The organism is Marinactinospora rubrisoli, assembly GCF_042664915.1.
Taxonomy (GTDB): Bacteria; Actinomycetota; Actinomycetes; order Streptosporangiales; family Streptosporangiaceae; genus Marinitenerispora; species Marinitenerispora rubrisoli.
This window is the reverse complement of sequence record NZ_JBHTBH010000008.1, coordinates 192,082-213,163: the sequence shown is the minus strand read 5'-3', so window position 1 is coordinate 213,163 and position 21,082 is coordinate 192,082. Positions and strand designations below refer to the sequence as shown.

At 73.4% G+C, this 21,082-nt stretch carries 16 protein-coding genes; 8 read left to right on the top strand and 8 right to left on the bottom strand.

All coding sequences use genetic code 11. From position 1 onward, the window contains the following. Window position 1: 1 nt before the first annotated feature. The 4 genes from hemW to ACFQRF_RS17940 all read right to left on the bottom strand — a co-directional run bounded on the left by hemW (window position 2) and on the right by ACFQRF_RS17940 (window position 3,470). Window positions 2–1,234 carry a radical SAM family heme chaperone HemW gene (gene hemW / locus ACFQRF_RS17955; protein ID WP_379872264.1) on the bottom strand — a complete coding sequence of 411 codons (1,233 nt, stop codon included), beginning with the start codon at window positions 1,232–1,234 and terminating at the stop codon, window positions 2–4. Window positions 1,235–1,299: 65 nt separating this feature from the next. Beyond that, window positions 1,300–1,683 (bottom strand): Imm32 family immunity protein, encoded by a 384-nt coding sequence (locus ACFQRF_RS17950; protein WP_379872263.1) that lies wholly within the window; start codon window positions 1,681–1,683, stop codon window positions 1,300–1,302. A gap of 29 nt (window positions 1,684–1,712) precedes the next feature. Further along, complete coding sequence (locus tag ACFQRF_RS17945; RefSeq protein ID WP_379872262.1) at window positions 1,713–2,363, bottom strand: MOSC domain-containing protein; 651 nt, start codon at window positions 2,361–2,363, stop codon at window positions 1,713–1,715. 69 nt (window positions 2,364–2,432) lie between these two features. Beyond that, window positions 2,433–3,470, bottom strand: coding sequence for a LacI family DNA-binding transcriptional regulator (locus tag ACFQRF_RS17940; RefSeq protein WP_379872261.1), 1,038 nt, complete (start codon window positions 3,468–3,470; stop codon window positions 2,433–2,435). Window positions 3,471–3,574: 104 nt separating this feature from the next. Between ACFQRF_RS17940 and ACFQRF_RS17935 the strand changes: the two genes are divergently transcribed. Then, window positions 3,575–5,215: a glycoside hydrolase family 13 protein gene (locus ACFQRF_RS17935; RefSeq protein WP_379872260.1), complete on the top strand. Its 1,641-nt coding sequence runs from the start codon at window positions 3,575–3,577 to the stop codon at window positions 5,213–5,215. Between the two features lie 38 nt (window positions 5,216–5,253). On the opposite strand, the gene lepA is transcribed toward ACFQRF_RS17935, so the two are convergent. Further along, complete coding sequence (lepA, locus tag ACFQRF_RS17930) at window positions 5,254–7,092, bottom strand: translation elongation factor 4 (RefSeq protein WP_379872259.1); 1,839 nt, start codon at window positions 7,090–7,092, stop codon at window positions 5,254–5,256. 300 nt (window positions 7,093–7,392) lie between these two features. Between lepA and ACFQRF_RS17925 the strand changes: the two genes are divergently transcribed. From ACFQRF_RS17925 to ACFQRF_RS17905, 5 genes are all read left to right on the top strand, one after another. Next, on the top strand, window positions 7,393–8,394 hold the full coding sequence (locus ACFQRF_RS17925; protein ID WP_379872258.1) for a hypothetical protein: 1,002 nt from the start codon (window positions 7,393–7,395) through the stop codon (window positions 8,392–8,394). A gap of 199 nt (window positions 8,395–8,593) precedes the next feature. Continuing rightward, a complete protein-coding gene (rpsT, locus tag ACFQRF_RS17920) occupies window positions 8,594–8,866 on the top strand; it encodes a 30S ribosomal protein S20 (protein WP_379872257.1) in 273 nt (90 codons plus the stop codon). Between the two features lie 146 nt (window positions 8,867–9,012). Continuing rightward, on the top strand, window positions 9,013–9,996 hold the full coding sequence (locus ACFQRF_RS17915) for a phosphotransferase (RefSeq protein WP_379872256.1): 984 nt from the start codon (window positions 9,013–9,015) through the stop codon (window positions 9,994–9,996). 1,794 nt (window positions 9,997–11,790) lie between these two features. Beyond that, complete coding sequence (locus ACFQRF_RS17910) at window positions 11,791–12,492, top strand: helix-hairpin-helix domain-containing protein (RefSeq protein WP_379872255.1); 702 nt, start codon at window positions 11,791–11,793, stop codon at window positions 12,490–12,492. A 751-nt stretch (window positions 12,493–13,243) separates the two neighbouring features. Further along, a complete protein-coding gene (locus ACFQRF_RS17905; protein ID WP_379872254.1) occupies window positions 13,244–15,598 on the top strand; it encodes a ComEC/Rec2 family competence protein in 2,355 nt (784 codons plus the stop codon). A 368-nt stretch (window positions 15,599–15,966) separates the two neighbouring features. On the opposite strand, the gene ACFQRF_RS17900 is transcribed toward ACFQRF_RS17905, so the two are convergent. Then, window positions 15,967–16,269: an ArsR/SmtB family transcription factor gene (locus tag ACFQRF_RS17900; RefSeq protein ID WP_379872253.1), complete on the bottom strand. Its 303-nt coding sequence runs from the start codon at window positions 16,267–16,269 to the stop codon at window positions 15,967–15,969. Between the two features lie 83 nt (window positions 16,270–16,352). Between ACFQRF_RS17900 and holA the strand changes: the two genes are divergently transcribed. Then, complete coding sequence (gene holA / locus ACFQRF_RS17895; protein WP_379872252.1) at window positions 16,353–17,324, top strand: DNA polymerase III subunit delta; 972 nt, start codon at window positions 16,353–16,355, stop codon at window positions 17,322–17,324. Window positions 17,325–17,415: 91 nt separating this feature from the next. Then, window positions 17,416–18,000, top strand: a complete 585-nt coding sequence (locus tag ACFQRF_RS17890) for a Uma2 family endonuclease (protein ID WP_379872251.1) — start codon at window positions 17,416–17,418, stop codon at window positions 17,998–18,000. 42 nt (window positions 18,001–18,042) lie between these two features. Here ACFQRF_RS17890 and ACFQRF_RS17885 read toward each other — a convergent pair whose 3' ends face one another. Continuing rightward, entirely contained in the window at window positions 18,043–19,251 is a 1,209-nt protein-coding gene (locus tag ACFQRF_RS17885) for an amidohydrolase family protein (RefSeq protein ID WP_379872250.1), read from the bottom strand. A 275-nt stretch (window positions 19,252–19,526) separates the two neighbouring features. After that, a complete protein-coding gene (hflX, locus tag ACFQRF_RS17880) occupies window positions 19,527–21,026 on the bottom strand; it encodes a GTPase HflX (RefSeq protein ID WP_379872249.1) in 1,500 nt (499 codons plus the stop codon). Window positions 21,027–21,082: the final 56 nt, after the last annotated feature.

Here is a 21,082-nt window from a genome sequence, read left to right as displayed (position 1 = left end):
GTCAGGTGAGGTCGCGCACCACCGCGTCGGCGAGCAGCCGGCCGCGCCGGGTGAGGACGGCCCGGCCCCGGGCGTGTGCGGCCGCGTCCAGCAGGCCATCGGCCACCGCGGCCTTGGCCGCGCGCAGGCCGGCGTCGTCCAGGAGTTCCAGCGGGCAGCCCTCGGCGATGCGCAGCTCCAGCAGGATCCGCTCGAACCGGCGGTCGGCGGCGCCGAGCACCTCGCGCGCCTGGGCGGGGGTGCCGCCGTCGGCGAGGCGGGCGGCGTAGGCGGCCGGGTGCTTGACGTTCCACCAGCGCGTCCCGCCGACATGGCTGTGCGCGCCCGGTCCGACGCCCCACCAGTCGCCGCCGGTCCAGTAGAGCAGGTTGTGCCGGCTGCGCGCCTCGGGGGTGGCCGCCCAGTTGGAGACCTCGTACCAGTGCAGCCCGGCGGCGGCCAGCAGTTCGTCGGCCATCAGGTAGCGGTCGGCCATGGTGTCGTCGTCCGGCGCGGTCAGCTCGCCGCGGCGGACCCGGGCCGCCAGCCGGGTGCCCTCCTCGACGATCAGCGAGTAGGCGGAGACGTGGTCGGGCCCGGCGCCGATCGCCGCGCGCAGCGACTCGGCCCAGTCGTCGTCGCTCTCCCCGGGCGTGCCGTAGATCAGGTCGAGGTTGACGTGCTCGAATCCGGCCTCGCGCGCCCAGGCCACGCACTGTTCCGGCCGCCCGGGGGTGTGCGCGCGGTCCAGCACGGCGAGCACGTGCGGGCGGGCGCTCTGCATGCCGAAGGAGACGCGGGTGAAACCGGCGTCACGCAGCCGGAGCAGGCGGTCGCGGTCGACGGTCTCGGGGTTGGCCTCGGTGGTGACCTCGGCGCCGGCCGCCAGGCCGAACTCGGAGTCGACGGCGGCGAGGATCCGGCCGAGGTCTTCGGGCGGGAGCAGGGTCGGGGTGCCTCCGCCCACGAACACCGACCGCACCGGGATATCGGCCGCGCCGAGCACGCGGCGGGCGAGCCGGAGTTCGGCGACGGCCTGGTCCGCGTAGGTGGCGCGGGAGGCGGTGGCCGTGCCGTCGGCGGAGCGCAGCTCGTCGGCGGTGTAGGTGTTGAAGTCGCAGTAGCCGCACCGCGTGACGCAGAACGGCACGTGCACGTACACGCCGAACGGCCGGGCGCCCACGCCCGCCAGCGAGCGCGCGGGCAGCGAACCGTCGCGGGGGACCGGGTCGCCGTCGAGAGGCACGGAAGGCATGCTCCCAGTGTCGGTCATCGTGACCACCGAACGGACCGGTGGCGGGGCCCGGCGCGGCAGGCGTCTCAGGGGCGGCGCGGCATGCCGCCGTGCGGGCTCTCCACGATGAGCGGCGCCGACCCTTCGGCGAGATACGGATGGTCGGGGTAGTGGTCGACGTGCAGGTGGCCGCCGTCGGTCATGGCCGCCGTGTCGTGCAGGGCGGCTCCGAGCACGGCGCGGTACTCGCCGGCCCCGTGGATGCGCAGCACCCGCTCGGCGAGGTCGGCCTCGACGCGTACCGGGCCCGGCGCGGTGCCGGCCTCCACCGCGACCAGCAGGACGGCGCCGTCCTCGGAGCCCGGCCCAGCGGTGCACCGGCCGCCGGCGGCCACGGTGTGGGCGAGCGCGTGCAGGGCGTCCGCGGATCCGGTGACGATCACCTCGCGGGACGGCGGAAAGCAGCGCACGCGGATGTCACCCGGCGCCGCGGCCGCCGTCACGCCGGCCCCAGTTGCCTGGCGACACGGTCGTAGGCCCGCTGCCACTCCTCGGCTCTGCCGGGCAGCTCCAGCACGCGCCGCAGCAGATCGAGGTCGCGGTCGTGGCGGGCCCGGAACGCGGTGGCGAGGTCGATGCCGTGGCCGGGCCGGTACTCCACGGTGATGGGATCGCCCGCGGCGAGGTGCCCCTCGTCGAGCACGCGCAGGTAGGCGCCGGTGCGCGCCTCGGCGGTGAACCGCTTCACCCAGGCGGGCTCCGCCATCCAGGCGCCGAACACCGAGCAGGGGACGCGCGGCAGCACCACCTCGAACCGGGCGGTGCCGATCCGCCACCGCTCGCCGATGAGCGCCCGGCTCACCTGGACGCCGTGCGTGGTGAGGTTCTCGCCGAACATACCGTCGCGGAGTTCGCGGCCGAGCCGCTCCGCCCAGTGGTCCAGGTCCTCGCGGGCGTAGGCGTACACGGCCTGGTCGGGGCCGCCGTGGTTGACGAGATCGGCCTGTTCGTCGCCGGCCAGGCCCAGGGAGCGGACCGCGACCGGTCCCTCGACCGGCCGCTTGTCGATGGCGGTGCGGCGCAGCCGGCCGGCCCAGGCGGCGTCGCGGGCGCGGCCGACGCTGACGGATCGCACGGTGGGAGTGGTCATGAGCAGAACGGTAGGCGACCCGCTCGGGCGCCCACCAGCGCGGGGCCCGGGCTGTGGACGAACGCGCGGCTATCCGGCGCGCGCCGGGGACGGGACGGCGGAGGCGCGGGCGGGGACCGCCGCGGTGGAGCCGCGCACCACGAGTTCGGGGGTGAACATGTACTCGGTGCGCGAGGCGGCGTGCCCGGCGATCTCGTCGCACAGCGCGCGCACGGCGGCCAGCGCCATGGCCTGGATCGGCTGGCGCACCGTGGTCAGCGGCGGGTCGGTGAAGGCGATCAGCTGGGAGTCGTCGTAGCCGACCACGGAGAAGTCGCGTGGCACCGAGAGCCCGCGCTCCCGCGCCGCGCGGACCGCGCCCAGCGCCATCAGGTCGGAGCCGCACACCATGGCGGTGACGCCGCGGTCCAGCAGCCGGAGCGCGGCCGCGTGGCCGCCCTCGACGCCGAAGAGCGAGAGTTCCACCAGGTCCTCGGAGAGGCCGTTGGCGGCCATGGCGGCCCGGTAGCCCTCCAGCTTGCGGCGCACGGGCACGTAGCGGTGCGGGCCGCTGGTGAAGCCGATACGGGTGTGGCCGAGCGCGGTGAGGTGGTCCACGGCGAGCCGGCTGGCGGCCCGGTCATCGCAGGAGACGAAGGCGGCCGGGATGTTCTCGGCGAACCCGTTGACCAGGACGATGGGCAGCCGGCGGGAGACCAGGGTGCGGTAGCGCTCGTGGTCGGCGGTGGTGTCGGCGTGCAGTCCGGAGACGAAGATGATGCCGGAGACGTTGCGTTCCAGGAGCAGTTCGACGTACTCGTCCTCGACGATGCCGCCGGGGGTCTGCGTGCACAGCACCGGGGTGTACCCGTGCTGGGCGAGCGGGCCTTCGGCCGCCTGGGCGAACATCGGGAAGATGGGGTTCTCCAGCTCGGGGACGACCATGCCGACCAGGCCCGCGGAGCGCTGCCGCAGCCGTGCCGGGCGCTCGTACCCCAGCACGTCCAGCGCCGCCAGCACGGCCTTGCGGGTATCGGCCCCGACCCCGGGCTTGTCGTTGAGCACCCGGGAGACCGTGGCCTCGCTTACGCCGGCGTGGCGGGCGATGTCGGCTAGTCGTGGGCCCATGACAGCACTCTAGTCGACGGGCTGTCGCTCCCCTGAAAGAAGTCGGTAATCTTGCGCAAGTGATTTCAGCCTCGGCCTCGCCAGGCGATGACGGAGGGATCCACATGCAGCTCACCCCCCAGCCCGGAACCGCGGCCCCCGCCACCCGACGTGCGTTGTGGTGGCGCGACGCCGTGATCTACCAGGTGTACGTGCGCAGCTTCGCCGACTCCAACGGGGACGGTGAGGGCGACCTGGAGGGCATCCGGCAGCGGCTGCCCAAGCTCGCGGCGCTCGGCGTGGACGCGATCTGGCTGACCCCCTTCTACGTCTCCCCGCTCGCCGACGGCGGATACGACGTCGCCGACTACCGTGACGTGGATCCGCGCTTCGGCACCCTCGCCGACTTCGACGCGCTGCTGGCGAGCGCGCACGAGCTCGGCCTGCGGCTCATCATCGACATCGTCCCCAACCACACCTCCTCGGCCCACCGCTGGTTCCGCGAGGCGGTCGCGGCCGAACCCGGGTCCGCCGAGCGCGAACGCTACGTGTTCCGTGATGGCCGGGGGCCCGGTGGCGACGAGCCGCCGAACAACTGGAACTCCATCTTCGGCGGGGCGGCCTGGACCCGGCTGAAGCGTCCCGACGGCACACCCGAGCAGTGGTACCTGCACCTGTTCGACGCCGAGCAGCCGGACCTCAACTGGTCGAACCCCGAGGTCTGGGCGGAGTTCGACGACGTCCTGCGGTTCTGGCTGGACCGCGGGGTGGACGGCTTCCGGATCGACGTGGCGCACGGCATGGTGAAGGACCCCGCGCTGCCCGACATCCTCCCCGGCCAGCAGGCCGGGATGCTGGACGGTCACACCCAGCTGCCCTACTTCGACCAGGAGGGCGTGCACGAGATCTACCGGCACTGGCGGCGGATCACCGACGAGTACCCCGGCGACCGCGCCATGGTCGCCGAGGCGTGGGTGGAGGACGCCTCCCGGGTGGCGCGCTACCTGCGGGCCGACGAACTGCACCAGGCGTTCAACTTCGAGTACCTGACCGCGCCGTGGGAGGCGGCGGGCCTGCGCCGGGTCGTGGACGCCTCGCTGGCCGCCAACAGCGCGGTCGGCGCCCCCACCACCTGGGTGCTGTCCAACCACGACGTCACCCGGCACGTGACCCGGTTCGGCGGCGGGGAGACCGGCACGCGGCGGGCGCGGGCCGCCACCTTGCTGATGCTGGCGCTGCCCGGCTCCGTCTACCTGTACCAGGGTGAGGAGCTGGGGCTGCCCGAGGTCACCGACCTGCCCGAGGAGACGCTGCAGGACCCCACCTGGGAACGTTCCGGGCGCACCGACCGGGGCCGCGACGGCTGCCGGGTGCCGCTGCCCTGGGAGGGCGACGAGCCGCCGTTCGGGTTCGGGCCCGCGGGAAGCCGGCCGTGGCTGCCGGTGCCGGCCGAGTGGCAGAAACTGTCCCGGGCGCTGCAGGAGACCGACCCCGAGTCGACGCTGTCGCTGTACACCGCCGCGCTGCGGCTGCGCCGTGAGCTGGCGGCGCTCGGAGACGGCGCGCTCGCCTGGGAGGAGGCGCCGGAGAACGTCCTGCTGTTCCGCCGGGAGCCGGGCTTCCGCTGCGCGGTCAACCTCGGCGAGGCCCCGGTGCGGCTGCCGCTGGAGGGCACCGTGCTGCTGGCCAGCGGACCGGTGACGCGGCACGACGGCGAGGCGTCGCTGACCCTGCCGCCGGACACCGCGGTGTGGCTGGCGGACTGACCGGAACCGGCCGGGGCGGCGCAGACCGCCCCGGCCGGCTACTTCTTCTTGTCCTTCTCGCCGGCCGGCTCGGTGGACAGCGCCGAGATGAACGCCTCCTGCGGGACCTCGACCCGGCCGACCATCTTCATGCGCTTCTTGCCCTCCTTCTGCTTCTCCAGCAGCTTGCGCTTACGGCTGATGTCACCGCCGTAGCACTTGGAGAGCACGTCCTTGCGGATGGCACGGATGTTCTCGCGGGCGATCACGCGAGAGCCGATGGCGGCCTGGACCGGTACCTCGAACTGCTGCCGCGGGATGAGTTCGCGCAGCTTCTTGGTCATCTCCACGCCGTAGGAGTACGCCTTGTCCTTGTGCACGATCGCGGAGAAGGCGTCGACCGTCTCGCCCTGCAGCAGGATGTCCACCTTCACCAGGTCGGCGGCCTGCTCGCCGGACGGCTCGTAGTCCAGCGAAGCGTAGCCCTTCGTCCGGGACTTGAGCTGGTCGAAGAAGTCGAACACGATCTCGGCGAGCGGCAGCGTGTAGCGCATCTCGACCCGGTCCTCGGACAGGTAGTCCATGCCCAGCAGCACGCCGCGCCGGGCCTGGCACAGCTCCATGATCGGCCCGACATAGTCGGCGGGGGCGAGCAGCGTGCCCCGGACCACCGGCTCGCGGACCTCCGCGATCTTGCCGGCCGGGAACTCGCTCGGGTTGGTGACCGTGTGCTCCTCGCCGTTCTCCATGGCGACCTGGTACACGACGTTGGGCGCAGTGGAGATGAGGTCGAGGTTGAACTCGCGCTCCAGGCGGGCGCGGGTGATCTCCAGGTGCAGCAGGCCGAGGAAGCCGCAGCGGAAACCGAATCCGAGCGCGGCCGAGGTCTCGGGCTCGAAGACCAGCGCGGCGTCGTTGAGCTGAAGCTTCTCCAGCGCGTCCCGCAGCACCGGGTAGTCGGTGCCCTCGATGGGGTAGAGGCCCGAGAACACCATGGGCTTGGGGTCCTGGTACCCGGACAGCATCTCGGTGGCGCCGCGGGCCGCGGAGGTGACGGTGTCGCCGACCCGCGACTGGCGGACGTCCTTCACACCGGTGATGAGGTAGCCGACCTCGCCGACGCCGAGCCCCTCGACCCGGGTCGGCTCCGGCGAGATGACGCCCACCTCCAGCATCTCGTGCGTGGCGCCGGTGGACATCATCGCGATGCGCTCACGGGTGCCGAGCTGGCCGTCGACCACGCGCACGTAGGTGACGACGCCCCGGTAGGTGTCGTAGACGGAGTCGAAGATCATCGCGCGGGCCGGGGCGTCGGCGTCGCCGACCGGCGGTGGCACCCGCCGCACGATCTCGTTCAGGAGTTCGGCCACCCCCTCGCCGGTCTTGGCGCTGACCCGGAGCACCTCCGAGGGGTCGCAGCCGATGATGTTGGCGAGTTCCGCGGCGTACTTCTCGGGCTGGGCGGCCGGCAGGTCGATCTTGTTCAGCACCGGGACGATGGCGAGATCGTTCTCCAGCGCCAGGTACAGGTTGGCGAGGGTCTGTGCCTCGATGCCCTGCGCCGCGTCCACGAGCAGCACGGCGCCCTCGCAGGCGGCCAGCGACCGGGACACCTCGTAGCTGAAGTCGACGTGTCCGGGAGTGTCGATCAGGTTGAGCACGTATTCGACGTCGTCGACCGCCGTGAACGGCAGCCGGACGGCCTGCGACTTGATGGTGATGCCGCGCTCGCGCTCGATGTCCATCCGGTCGAGGTACTGCGCGCGCATCTGGCGGTCCTCGACGACGCCGGTCAGCTGCAGCATGCGGTCGGCCAGGGTCGACTTGCCATGGTCGATGTGCGCGATGATGCAGAAGTTTCGGATCAGCGCGGGATCGGTCCGGTTTGGCTGTGGCACCGTGGTCCGTTCACATTTCTCGAAGCTGACAGGGGCGAGCGCTGCGGCGGTGCCGCGCGGCGTTCCCGGGGTGACGCGTCCATGGTCCCACGACGTCCGTCAGGCCGGCACCGCGGGACAATGGCCCGAACCGGTCCGGGACACACGCTGACAAGGCTACGCGACGCCGGGAGAGGCGGGTGGAGCCTGCGTGGCGAGTGAACGAGAAAGGCGCCTGCGTGGCGAGTGAACGAGAAAGGCGCCTGCGTGGCGAGTGAACGAGAGAGGACCCTGCGTGGCGAATGAACGGGAGGCACGCTGGTGAAATGGCTGCTGCAACGCATCTTCGCAGGTCTGGCCGCCGTGGCGGTCGTCGCGGCGGGCGCCGGCGCCCTCCTGGGGATGCAGTACTCGGGCGATCCCGCGCCGTGGGCGGCCTCCACCGGTGACGACGCGGCCTGGCTGGGAAACGCGTGGGTGAACGGTGACCGGGACGAGCGGGACATCGCCGCGCTGCTGCCGCGCCTGGAAGAGGCCGGGTTCGCCGACCTGTACGTGCACGCGGGCGACATCGGGGCGGACGGGACGGTGGACCCCGAGGGGTACGCCGCCGCGGGCCGGTTCCTGGACACACTGCGCGCGGAGCTGCCGGACACGCGGGTCCTGGGCTGGCTGAGTTCCACCGCGAGCGGCTCCTCGCTGGTGGAGGACCGCATCGACGCCGCGGGCCGGGCGGCGCTCGCCGCGGCGGCCGGGGACGTGGTCGACGCCGGGTTCGACGGGGTGCACTACGCCGTGTACCCGGTGTCCTCCAACGACCCCACCCTTCCGGACCTGCTGGAGCGCACCCGGGAGGAGGCCGGTGAGGACGCGGTGATGTCGGTGGACGCCCAGCACGTCGAGCTGATTCCGGGCCTGCGGCTGCCGGTGCACCTGGTGGCGCGCGGCGAGCGGTACTGGTCGGCGGGCTACCTGCAACGGGTCGCCGAACAGGCCGACCAGCTGGTGATCCGGGGACACGGCACCGGCATGCCGTTCACCTCTCTGTACGGGGGCTTCATGGTCCGCCAGGCCGAACTCGCGGTGGACGCGGTGCCCGAGGACGTGACGCTGCGCTTCGGGGTGCCGTCCTTCGGCCACGAGGGATGGGGCGAGGTGTCCGCCGCCGAATCCGTGGCAACGGCGACGGAGGCGGTGCGCATCGGGCTGACGAACGCGGGCGAGCGGCGCGAGTCGGTGGGGATGGCGGTGTACGTGCTGGACGACACGAGCGACGAGGACTGGCGGGCGTTCCGGGAGGGCTGGCTGGCGCCCGGGCGGTGAGCGGCGCGTACGGCGCGAGCACTGCGCAGGTCGTTGCATAATGGAGATCCGTGTCTCGGACGTTCCACGTTCGGTTTGAGCCCCTCGGACTCACACACCTGGCGCCGGCGCGTCCCCGGCCCGGCCCGCGGATCGGCTGCCCGCAGGTCGCGGCCCCCGTCACCGGCGTACTGATCAAGCTACTGGAGCACGTTTTCGCATGGCGAACATCAAGTCGCAGAAGAAGCGCAACCGGCAGAACGAGAAGCGCCGCCTGCGCAACAAGGCGGTGAAGTCGTCGCTGAAGACGGCCATCCGCAAGTTCCGTGAGGCTGCCGAGGCCGGGAACACCGAGCAGGCCGTCGCTCTGCAGCGCGCCGCCGCCCGTCAGCTCGACAAGGCCGCGAGCAAGGGCGTCATCCACCGCAACCAGGCCGCCAACCGCAAGTCCGCCATCGCCCGCCGTGCGGACCAGTTGGTGAAGAGCGCCTGAGTTCAGGCCGAATCTCTTCCGTGAATCGGTCCCGTCGGCTCCGCCGGCGGGACCGTTTCACGTCCGTGCGACTCGCCGGCACGGCGCGACACGGGACACGGGTATAGCGCCCCCTCCGCAGGGCGCGCGGACTAGCCTGGTCCCCCGTGGAGTACCAGGACCTGCGCCTTTCCCTGTGGGACGACCCCGAACTCCGCGACGAGCTGATCGGCTGGGTCGCGGGACACGTCGCGGCGCGTGGCGCCCGGCTGCTCGCCGATCCGCCGCAGGTGCGGATCCGGCCATGGTCGACCACCGCCCGGTTCACCGCCAGCGACGGCGCGGTCTGGTTCAAGGCGAACGCGCCCGGCGGCGAGTTCGAGGCCGCGCTCACCGGCGCCCTCAGCGTGTGGACGCCCGGCTGGGTAGCCACTCCGCTCGCGGTGGACGCCGAACGCGGCTGGTCACTGCTGGCCGGCACGGCCCGCCCGCTCCGCGACCACGTATCCGCACCCGACGACTTCCGGGCGTGGGAGGCGATGCTGGCCGCCTACGCCGAGCTGCAGCGGACGCTGACCGGCCGGGTGCCGGACCTGCTCGACCTCGGCGTCCCCGATCTCCGGCCCACCGCGCTCGGCGACCGGCTGGACGCCTTCCTGGACGACCCTGCGGTCGTGGAAGCACTGGGCGCCGACCACTCGACGCTGGTGAAGCAGCGCCCCGAGTTCGATACGCACTGCCGTCTCCTGACCGGATCGGCGATCCCGCCCTCCCTCGACCACGCCGACCTGCACATCGGCAACGTGCTGGTGCGCGACGGCGGGTACCGCTTCTTCGACTGGGGCGACTCCGCCGTCGCCCATCCGTTCAGCAGCCTGCTGGTCCCCCTGCGCATGGCCGCCAACGCCTTCGGCGCCGACCGCGACCAGCTGTCCCGCCTGCGCGCCGCGTTCCTGGAACCCTGGACCGCCGATCATCCGGCCGCCGAACTCCACGAAGAGCTCCGTCTCGCCTTGTCCCTCGCCCCGGTCGGCCGCGCCGTCTCGTGGTCCCGCATCTTCCCGGAACTGCGCCCGGCCGTCCGCCACGCGCACCTCCTCCAGGTCGCCCGCTGGCTCCGCGCCCTGATCGACGGCGGTCCGCTGCCGTAGCGGGGCGACGGTTCGGGGCGCCGGCTGGGCGGTCCGGGCCGCCCGTCACGGGCGCGCGTGCGGGACTTTTCCACAGCCGCGAAATCGGCCGGGCCGGCGCGGTGTCCGCCCGCCTAACGTGCGGGCATGCGATCGAAGCACCGGGACCACGGCGCGTCCGGCGGCGATGCCGCCCTGCGCCGCCTGCGCGCGCTCGCCGAGGCCCCGCGTCCGGCGAGCACCCCACCGGACCAGCCACCCGGGCGGCACGGCAGCGGCCGTGCGGCATCGCCGTCGGCCGCCGCACCGCGGACCGCACGGCGCCACCGGCCGCCCGGCCAGCCCGCCCCCGATCCGGCACCACCGCCGGCCGTCCCCAGCCCGCCCTACGCCGTCCCTCGTCCGGTTCCGCCCGCCTCCGCCATCGTGGCCACCGGTGAAACGCCACCGCCCGGGCGGCGTCGGCAGCCGGACGAGCCGGCCCGGCGCCACGGGGCGAACGGCCCACCGCACGAAGACGCCGGGCGGCCGTCCACCGCCACGCCGCGACGGCACGCCGGGCACGGAACGCCCCCACTCGAACCGCTCGGCGCCCACACCGGGGCCGCGGGTCTCTCCGCCGCCGTACCGACACCGCCGTACGCGGTCACCGGCCCCTGGGCGGCGGGCACCGGAGCGCGGCCACCCGCCGGGCGCCCGCCCCACGGCGAGGACGGGGCTCCCGGGCATGGCGGGGGCGACGGCGGTCCCCCGGCCGGGGCCGGGGTTCCCCGCCCCGGAGCGACGGCCGGACCCGCGGATGAGCGCCCGGCGCCCACGGCGGGCAACACTGCGGGCCCACCTTCCTCCGCCGTTGCGCCTCCGGCACAGCGGCCGAGCACATCCGGCGGCCGGGTGGCCCGGCGCCTCGGCGCCAAGGCAGCGGGCGAAGACAAAGAGGGGCCGCTCGCCACCGCGCGGAACCCGCACCGGGCCGCCTCCGCTGCCGAGCCGCTGGATCCCGGAGCCGCCCCTCCGGCCGGCTCCGCAGTGCGCCCCTCCGGGAGTGGACCACCGCCGGGGCACGTCGAAGCCGACGCTCCCGCCGACGCTGGCGAAGTCTCGGGTTCTCCGGCCGAGCCACCGGACGGGCAGGCCATGCCACGGCCACGGCCACGGCCACGGCCACGGCCACGGCACGCCGAGGGTACGCCACCACGTGTCGCGCCGATTCCTCCGCACGTCACCCCGGGCCGCCGGCCGCTGCCTCGCGGCGGCAGCGCCCCGGGCGCTCCTGAGGCACGGCCGCGCGAGGATCGGCGGCACGGATCCGAGCGGGCACGTGCCCGGCGCGATGACACACCGCCGAGCCATGCCGGGCCCGGCGGCGCCGCCCACGCCGCCGAGATCCGGCGTTCTCCTGCGACGGCCGCACTGGCGGATGAACGCGCCGTGCCCAGCGCAACGGGCACTGGCGCGCCGCTCGCCCCGGAGCCACGCCGGTCCCCGCGCGCGGGTGGACCGCCGCCCGGGCGCATCGCGGCCGGGGGCGGCACCGCGGCCGAGACTCCGTACCCGCGCGCGGCGGCCCGGAGCACGGACTCCGGCTCCGCGCCACGACCGAGGCGCACCGGCGGTTCAGCGATCCCCACCGTGCCGACACCGCCGTACGCCGTCGCCGAATCCCCGCCCCCGGCCGCTGGCGCCACGGCCGATGCCGAGGCCCATCCGGCGGCGGATGGCCGACTCGCGCGCGGTCCCGTCCGGCCGCGCCGGGCGGTGGGGCCGCCGCCCGGCTATGTCGAGGTCGGCGGCGATCCCGCTTCACCGGGGGCCGTGCGTTCGTGGCTGGCCCGGCTGCTGCCGGACGACATCGAACGCCCGCGTCTGGGGTACGCGGGGGTGCGCGCACTCGTCCTCGTGTGCGTCGTGGCCGTCCTCGTGACCTGCTGGTTCATGCTCCGCTCGCGCGCGCGGCCCGAGGAGGCGCCCCCGCTGCCGGACGCCGCCGTGCCGTCGGTCGCCGCCGGTGCCGCGCCGAGTGCGCCGGTTCCCGCGGCCGACGCCTCACCGACTCCCGTGGGCGAAGTGGTGGTCCATGTCGGGGGCGAGGTCGAGCGCCCGGGCGTGGTCACCCTTCCGGCCGGTTCCCGGGTCGCCGACGCCGTCGAGGCGGCCGGGGGTGTCGACGACGGCGCCGAGACCGGCCTGCTGAACCTGGCACGGCTTCTCGTCGACGGCGAGCAGATCCTGGTGGGAGTGACCCCCTCCCCCAACCCGCCCGCACCCGGCCCGGCCTCCGTTCCCGACCCGGGCGGCACGGCCGCCGGGGTGCCGCTCGATCTCAACACGGCGACTCTGGAACAGCTCGACGCGCTGCCGGGAATCGGCCCGGTGCTCGCCGAGCGGATCCTCGCCCACCGGACCACCAGCGGAGGATTCCGGACGGTCGAACAGCTGCAGGACGTCACGGGCATCGGCGAGCGCCGCTTCGCCGAACTCCGGGACCTCGTCCGGGTCACCGGAGCCGTACCGTGAGCGCGCCGAGCGGCGTATCCCCGATCGCCGCGGCCGTCGGCTCGCCCCCGAACATCGGGCCGCCGTCCTCCCGATCAAGCGCCGGTCACCTGTCCCTCCTCAGGCGGGCCCGAGCCATCAGGGTCGCGATGGCCACCAGCTGCCGGAGCTCGCGCCACCTCGGTCGGCCCCCGCACGAGGCGAGCCGGGGCTCCACCCCGGCCGAAGCGGTGGTGCGCTTCGGCGGAACACGGCGTCCGCTGCCCACCGCTCGTCCACCGGCCCCGGGTCACCGGCTCTCGGACCGGAGCAGGGCTCTGAGATGGCCCGCCCCTACATGCTCCCCGGAGGAATCAGGCGTCCTCGGCTGTCGTGCCGTGTGGACGCCGGGTGGCGTATGCCGGGGCGGTCGCGCCCGTCGATTCGCTCCGAGACATCGGGCCGTTGTCCCGCAGCGCCATCGAGGTCCGTCGCGTGTCATGCCTCCGGCGGCCCCGGCCCCCAGGGGTGCCGCGCACCGGCCACGAATCTCGCGCGACTTCCCGATCAGCTGCCCGTCCGCGATCACGCGGACACACCGGAACGTCGCCGCCGTCAAGGTGAACTCCGGGCCAGGAACGCCGCTGACCCGGACGGCCCGGCCGACCGCGTCTCCGACCACTGGAGACCACCACACCCCGGTGTGGCAACGGCTCATGGGATCCGCCGAGAAAGAACAGCGCCACCTCGCACTCCTTGACCACCACGTCCCCGCACTCACTGGAGCCGTACCGTGATCCAGCTGGGCACCGACTCCCCCGATGCGCCGCGGGTTCTCGATCTGCGGCTCGCGGCGCCGGCAGTCGGGCTGTGGCTGGTCGCGTTCGTGCTGCTGGGCGGGACCGCCCGGGTGGCCGCCGTGGTGGGGCTGGTGCTCGCGGTGGCGGCCGTGATCCTCGCTCCGGCGGTGCGCCGTCCCTCGTCCGAGGGGTGGGCGGCGCCGTTGGTGGCGGTGCTGGTCTGTGCGAGCGCCGGAGCCTTCGGGGTGGCGGGGCGGCTGGCCTCCGTCGAGGGCAGTGCCACGGTGGCGGTCGCCGCACGGGAGGGGCGCGCCGAGATGGACGTCGTGGTCACCTCCGATCCGCGCTCGCGTGCCGGGCCCGCCGTGCCGGGGCGGCTCGGCGTCATCGTGGAGGCGCGCACCGAACGCGTCGTGGTGGACGGTGCCGCGCACCGCGAACGGGTGCCCGTCGTGCTGCTGGTGGCCGGTGAGGAGTGGCGCCGGCTCGTGCCGAGTCAGCGGGTGCGGCTCCGCGGAAAACCGGTGCCCGCCGGATCCGGGGAGTTGACGGCGGCGCTCGTGCTGGTGCGCGGCCCGCCGGAGGAGGTCGGCCCGCCGTCGCGCGCGCAGGCCCTGGCGGGAGTCGCTCGCGAGCGGCTTCGCGAGGCGGCCTCGCCGCTCCCGCAGCCGGAGCGCGGGCTGGTTCCCGCGCTCGTGGTCGGCGACGTGTCCCGTCTCGACGTGCTCACCGCCGAGGACTTCCGCACCGCCGGTATGACGCATTTGCTGACGGTCTCCGGGGCCAACCTGGCCGTCCTGACCGGTGTCGCGCTCGCCGTGGGCCGCTGGTGCCGGTGGCCGCGCTGGTGCACCGTGTCCGCCGGAGCCGCGATGATCGGGATCTTCGTGCTGGTGGCGCGGCCGGAGCCCAGCGTGCTGCGGGCCGCCTTCATGGGGACGGTCGCCATCGCCGCGCTCGCGCTCGGCCGGGAGCGGACGGGGATCGCCGCGCTGGCCGCAACGGTGGTCGGGCTGCTGCTGTTCGATCCCGGGCTGGCCCGGTCGTACGGGTTCGCGCTCTCGGTGCTCGCCACGGCGGGCATCCTGGTGCTGGCGCCGCGCTGGTCCGAACGCTGGTCGGCGCGGCTGCCACGGTCACTGGCCGACGCGCTGGCGGTCACCCTGGCCGCCCACCTCGCCTGCACACCGGTCCTGGTGCTGCTGGCGGCCGAGGTGAGCTGGGTGGCGGTGCCCGCGAACCTCGCGGCCGCGCCCGCCGTGCCGGCAGCCACGGTCGGCGGCTTCGCCGTGGCCGGGGTGGCGCTGCTGTCGCCCGCGCTGGCCGGGGCCCTGGTGTGGCTGCCGGGGGCCGCGGTGGCGTGGATCGCTGCGGTCGCGGCCGTCGCGGCGCGGACACCGCACGCCGCGCTGCCCTGGCGGGACGACCTGCTGGGGCTGGCCGGAGCCGCCGTCCTCGCCGTCGCGCTGATCGCCATCCGCGGACGGATGCGGCGGGCGGTCGGCGTCGTGCTCGTGGTGGTCGTGCTGTCGGCACTGGTGGTGCACCGGATCGCCCCGTCGTGGCCGCCACGCGGCTGGCTGCTGGTGGCCTGCGACGTGGGCCAGGGAGACGCCGTCGTCCTGGCCACCGGGGCGGGGCGGGCGGTGGTGGTGGACGCCGGCATCGATCCCGTCCCGGTGGACCGATGTCTGCGGCGGCTCTCGGTCGACGAGGTGTCGCTACTGGTGCTCACCCACGACGACTCCGACCATGTCGGCGGGACCGAAGGGGTGGTGCGCGGCCGGACCGTGCACGCCGCTCTGGCGCCGCCCGGCTTCGCGGCCACCGCCACGGCGCGACGGCTCGCCACGGCACAGGTCCCGCTGCGTACCGGAACCGCGCGGCTGGCTTTCACGGCGGGCCCGTGGCGGTTCACGGTGCTGTGGCCACGGTCCGGCGCCCCGGAGACCGGATCCAACGACGGCAGCATCGTGCTGCACGCCCGCTGGACCCCGGCCGACGACGGAGCGCGCGCTCCGCTCACCGTCCTGCTCACCGGCGACATCGAGGAGCCCGCGCAGCGCGCCCTGCTCAGCGAGCCTGCCGTGCACGGGGTCGACGTGCTGAAGACCCCTCACCACGGGGCCCGCACCCAGGAGCCCGCCTTCCTGGCGGCCGCCCGCCCCCGGATCACCCTCACCTCGGTCGGCGCGGGCAACCCCTACGGTCATCCGGCCCCGCGCACCTGGCGGCTGCTGGAGTCCCTGACCACGGCGAACTACCGCACCGACCTGCACGGGAACGTCGCCGTGCTGAGCGGCCCCGACGGCCCCAGCGTCGCCCACCGCAAGGAGGACGACACGTGATGGCGAAGTCCGTACCCCGCCGACGGCGTCCAAGCGGCGGTCCGTGACCCGCGTGGTCCCCGCCGGGATGGACGTTCCCCTGAGGCGTACGCCCCGGCTCGCCCGGTCGGGACGGGGCCATCCGGGAACCGGCCCGCACCCGGTGCGCCCCTCGGGCCGCGCCGGACGGGACGGCCACGCGGGTCCGCACCGGGGCGACCACGGGTCCGCCCCCCGGCGGACGGCGGGCGGTGGAGGGAGCCGCACCGCGGCCCGGCCCGGCTCCTGCCGGACGGTCCGGCCGCCCCGCGCGAGCGAGTCCGGCCGGCCGGTGGCCGGAGGCGTGCCGCCGGGCAGGAGCGGTGCGTCTCGGCGCCCGCCCGCGCGGGTCACCAGTCGCCGGACAGCCGCTGTTTCACCACGGCGATGCGCTGCTCGTCCCGCCGGTAGAAGACCCACTGCTTGATCCGGGTGCCGGTGACGAGTCCCGCCTTCGTCAGCACCCGCAGGTGCTCTCCGGCGGTGGGCTGGCTGACCCCCAGCTTGCGCGCGATGAGCAGAGCGCAGACGCCGTCGCGCTCAAGGTCGCCGTCCACCTGCGGCGGGAAGTGCGCGACCGGGTCGCGCAGCCAGTCCAGGATGGCCAGCCGACGGTCGTTCGCGAGGGCTTTGGCCACGCTGAGCTCGATCATTTCGGCATTATGCTTAATCCTTCTCCGAGTCGGCAACTCCGTCCCGGCCGTCGCGGTCGGCACGGCGTGGCATGCTCGGGTACATGAGCACCACCCCCGTCTCCCCGCTGTCCGTCGTCGTGGGCGACGAGGAGCTCCTCGTGGATCGCGCGGTCGCCGAACTGGTCGCCGCGGTCCATGCCGACGACCCCGAGGTGGACGTGCACGACCTGGTGCCGGCCCAGGTGAGCGCCGGCAAGCTGGTGGAGGTGACGTCGCCGTCGCTGTTCGGGGAACGCCGCGTGGTGGTGCTGCGCGCGGCGCAGGACCTCACCAAGGACCTCGCGACGGAGGTCACCGGCTATCTGAAGGCGCCCGCGGACGACGTCGTGCTCGTCCTGGTGCACGCGGGCGGCGCCAAGGGGAAGGCGCTACTGGACGCCGCCCTGAAGGCGGGCGCCACCCGGATCAACTGCGCCAAGCCCACCAAGGCGGCCGAACGGCTGGACTTCATCAAGGGCGAGTTCAGCCGGGCCGGGCGGCAGATCACCCGCGACGCCGCCCAGGCGCTGCTGGACGCGGTCGGCACCGATCTACGTGAGATCGCCGCCGCGTGCACGCAACTCGTCGCCGACACCGAGGGGCGGGTGGACGAGAAGGCCGTGGCGCGGTACCACACCGGCCGGGCCGAGGCCACCGGCTTCACCGTCGCGGACCGCGCCGTGGAGGGGCGGCTCGCCGAGGCGCTGGAGCAGCTGCGCTGGTCGCTCGCGGTGGGCACCGCGCCGGTGCTGATCAACAGCGCCCTGGCCGGGGCGGTGCGCGGCCTCGCCGTGGTGGTCCAGCCGCCGCGGGGAGTCGCCGACGCGGAACTGGCCAAGCGCGCCAAGGTGCCGCCGTGGAAGCTGAAGTCGCTCCGCCAGCAGGCCCGCGGCTGGAGTCCGCAGGGGGTGGCCCGCGCCATGCAGGTAGTGGCCGAGACCGACGCGCTGATCAAGGGCGCCGGACGGGATCCCGCCTACGCGCTGGAGCGCGCGGTGATCGAGATCGCGACGGCGCGTGGCCAGCGACGATAACGCTCCGAAGCCGGTTATCCACAGATTGTTCGATACTCGCCCGTAACTTGCCCGCCACGCCGCACACTGGCATCCATGCGTATAAGGAGGCATGATGACCATCATGGCGACGACCAGCGAGGACCTGCTGCACGAGAACGAGCTTCGGCCGCTCACGGTGGACGATCTCGCCTTGCTGCCCAACGACGGCAAGCGCTACGAGCTGGTTGACGGGAAACTGATCGTGAGCGCAGCCCCCTTTAACATCCACCAGCTCGTGTCGGACAACGTGGTAGCGCTGCTTCGGCACGCCGGACGTCAGCACTCGCAGTATCGGGCGTTCAGCGCCGTCGGTCTGTCCCCCAATCAGCACAATCAGTACATCCCCGATGTGACGCTGATGAAAAGGTCCGACTACACGCACAAATACAGCAGCGGGCCACCGGCACTGGTGGTAGAGGTGACATCAGACAGTACAAGCCTGTACGACCGCAACCTCAAGAAGGATCGTTATCTCAAATTCGGCGTTCCGGCGTACTGGATCATCGACCCCGACCCCGACTTGCCCGTTCTGACGGTCTATGAGCTCATCGCGGACGACTACAAGCAGACCGCCCACGTTGTCGGCGACGAAGTATTCGAGACGGCACAGCCGTTCCCGATCCGGGTCGTTCCGGCTGAACTGACTGCTTGGTAGCTCACCGGGCGGCCTCTCTGGTCGCCCGGTCCCTCTCGCCCCCTACCGGATCGTCTCCCCGCCCCGCCACACCCGCAGCGCCTTCAGCCCGTACGCCCACGCGAACGCGCCTTCGTGGTCGGCGTCCCACTGGACCATGTCGGCGTACCGGCCGGGCGCGAGCACGCCGCGGTCGGTCGCCCCGAGGGCGATGGCGCCGCCGACGGTGGCGGCGCGCAGCGCCTCCAGCACGCTCATGTTGAACATCGCCACGGCCATGCACACCGCGAGCGACATCACCGTGGAGCCGGAGTGCGCCGGGTTGTGGTCGGTGCCGAGCGCGACCGGCACGCCGTGGTCGAGCAGGGCGCGCACCGGCGGGGTGCGGCGCTCGTGCAGCGAGGAGCTGGGGCAGATCACGACGGGCGTGCTCGACTTAGCGAGCGCGAGGACGTCGTCCTCGTCGGTCTCGTGCAGCAGATCCACCGACGAGCACTGGATGTCGGCGGCCATCCGCACGGCGCCGTGCCGCGGCTTGGCGCAGGCGTGCATGCGGGCCTGCAGCCCGACCGAGCGGCCCATCGAGAGCAGCCAGCGCGCGTCGTCGGGGGTGAACTGCTGGCAGTCGCAGTACACGTCCACTCCGTCGGCACCGGCCTGCGCGGCGTCGCCGAGCCACGATCCGACCGCGTCGACGTAGTCGCGTGGCCGGCCGAAGTACTCGGGCGGCACGGCGTGCGCCGCGAAGAACGTGACGTGCAGCCGGGGCATGCCCGGCTCCTCCTCCAGGGAGCGCAGCAGCCGGACGTCGGCGAGTTCGCCGTCCCGGGTCAGGTGGTACCCGGTCTTGGCCTCGACGGTGGTGGTGCCGGACAGCAGCCAGTGCCGCAGGCGCTCGCGCACTCCGTTGCAGAGCGTCCACGGATCGGTCCCGCGGGTGACCGTGACGGTGGAGGCCACTCCGCCGCCCGCGGCGGTGACCTCGGCCATGGACGCGCCGCTGGCCCGCATGGCGATCTCCGCCCAGCGGTTGCCCGCATAGACGGGGTGGGTGTGCGCGTCGATCAGCCCGGGAGTGACCAGGCCGCCGCTGAGGTTCTCGACCTCGTCGACGTCGACGATGTCGTCGATCACGCCGGGGAGGCTCTGGGGAAGCTCCGCGGCCGGCCCCACCCACGCGACCCGGTCGTGCTGCACAATCATCGCGGCGTTGCTGAGCAGGTCGGTCCCCGTCCACAGCCGCCCGATGTTCGTCAGCAGTCGTACCGTCATCGTCTCACCGCTCGCCCGCCCGAGTCGTCACGGCCGGCATGCCGCGGCCGATTCGGCATGCAAAGACACGTGGACAGTCATTACGCGACCTCGTCTTCGGGTGGCCTGACCCAGGGGGTAGGGGGTTTCTCGGGGGTGCCTGGAATGCCGGGGGTGACGGTCTCGCTCCAGTGAAGGAAACCGTAGTTCATTCGTCGACGTGATGTATAGCTCTCCGGGTAAACAGTGAACGGCGGAACACCCTCCGGTGTTCCGCCGTTCGGACCGAAATTCCCTTACCGCACGGCTACGGTGTAGTCGTCGAGCTGACCGGCCAGCGCCGCGGGCACGAAGGCGTGCAGCGCGGTGCCCTCGCCGGTGTGCTCCTCGGTGATGATCCGCCCCTCCTCGTGCACCCGCGAGACGAGGTCGCCCCGCTCGTAGGGCACCAGCACGCGCATCTCGCGGTCGAGACGCGGCAGCCGCTCGGCGATGGCGGCCACGAGCTCCTCGATCCCGGCGCCGGTACGTGCCGAGACCTCCACCGCGTCGGGTTCCTTGGTCCGCAGCTGCTTGAGCAGGACCGGGTCCGCGGCGTCGGTCTTGTTGATGACGATGAGTTCGGGGACGTCACGCGCGCCGATCTCACCGAACACCTCGCGCACCGATGCGAGCTGCTGCTCGGGGTCGGGGTGCGAACCGTCGACGACGTGCAGGATCAGGTCGGAGTCGGCGACCTCCTCCAGCGTGGACCGGAACGCCTCGACGAGCTGGTGCGGCAGATGCCGGACGAATCCGACGGTGTCGCTGAAGGTGAACGCCCGGCCGTCAGGGGTGCGCGCCTGGCGCACGGTGGGGTCGAGGGTGGCGAACAGGGCGTCCTCCACCAGCACTCCGGCGCCGGTGAGCCGGTTCAGCAGGCTGGACTTGCCGGCGTTGGTGTACCCGGCGATGGCCACGGCCGGGACCTGCCGGGTGCGCCGGCGGTCACGCATGACGTCGCGGGCGGTGGCCATCTGTGCGAGCTGGCGGCGCAGCTTGGCCATCCGGCTGTTGATGCGCCGGCGGTCGGTCTCGATCTTCGTCTCACCGGGACCGCGCAGCCCCACGCCGCCGTTGCTGCCGGCACGGCCACCGGCCTGCCGGGACAGCGACTCACCCCAGCCGCGCAGCCGTGGCAGCAGGTAGGTGAGCTGGGCCAGTTCCACCTGGGCCTTGCCCTCGCGGCTGCGGGCGTGCTGGGCGAAGATGTCGAGGATCAGGGCGGTCCGGTCGATCACCTTGACCTTGACGATCTGCTCCAGCTGCCGCAGCTGACCGGGGGTCAGCTCTCCGTCGCAGATCACGGTGTCGGCCCCGGTGGCCTCGACGATCTCGCGCAGTTCGTCGGCCTTGCCGGCGCCCACGTAGGTGGCGGGGTCAGGCTTGGGACGGCGCTGGGTGACGCCTTCGAGGACGAGGGCGCCCGCGGTCTCGGCGAGCTGCTTGAGCTCGATCAGGGAGTTGTCGGCGTCGAGCTGGGTACCGCTGGTCCACACGCCGATGAGCACCACGCGCTCCAGGCGCAGCGACCGGTACTCGACCTCGGTGATGTCGGCGAGTTCGGTGGAGAGCCCGGCGACGCGGCGCAGCGCGTGACGGTCGGCCAGTTCGAGTTCGCCGCGCTCGGGAATGTCTCGGGTACGGGCTCCGCTCTCGGCGGCGAGCAGCGCGTCGATCTCCGTGTCGTCGACGACGACGGCGCCCCGCCGGGCGTCCGGCGCGTCGAAGGGATCACGTTCGTTGAAGTCAGTCATATCCATCCAGAGTCAACGCGGGCTCGCCGCTCGTTCTTCCCTGCGATGGTGCCATC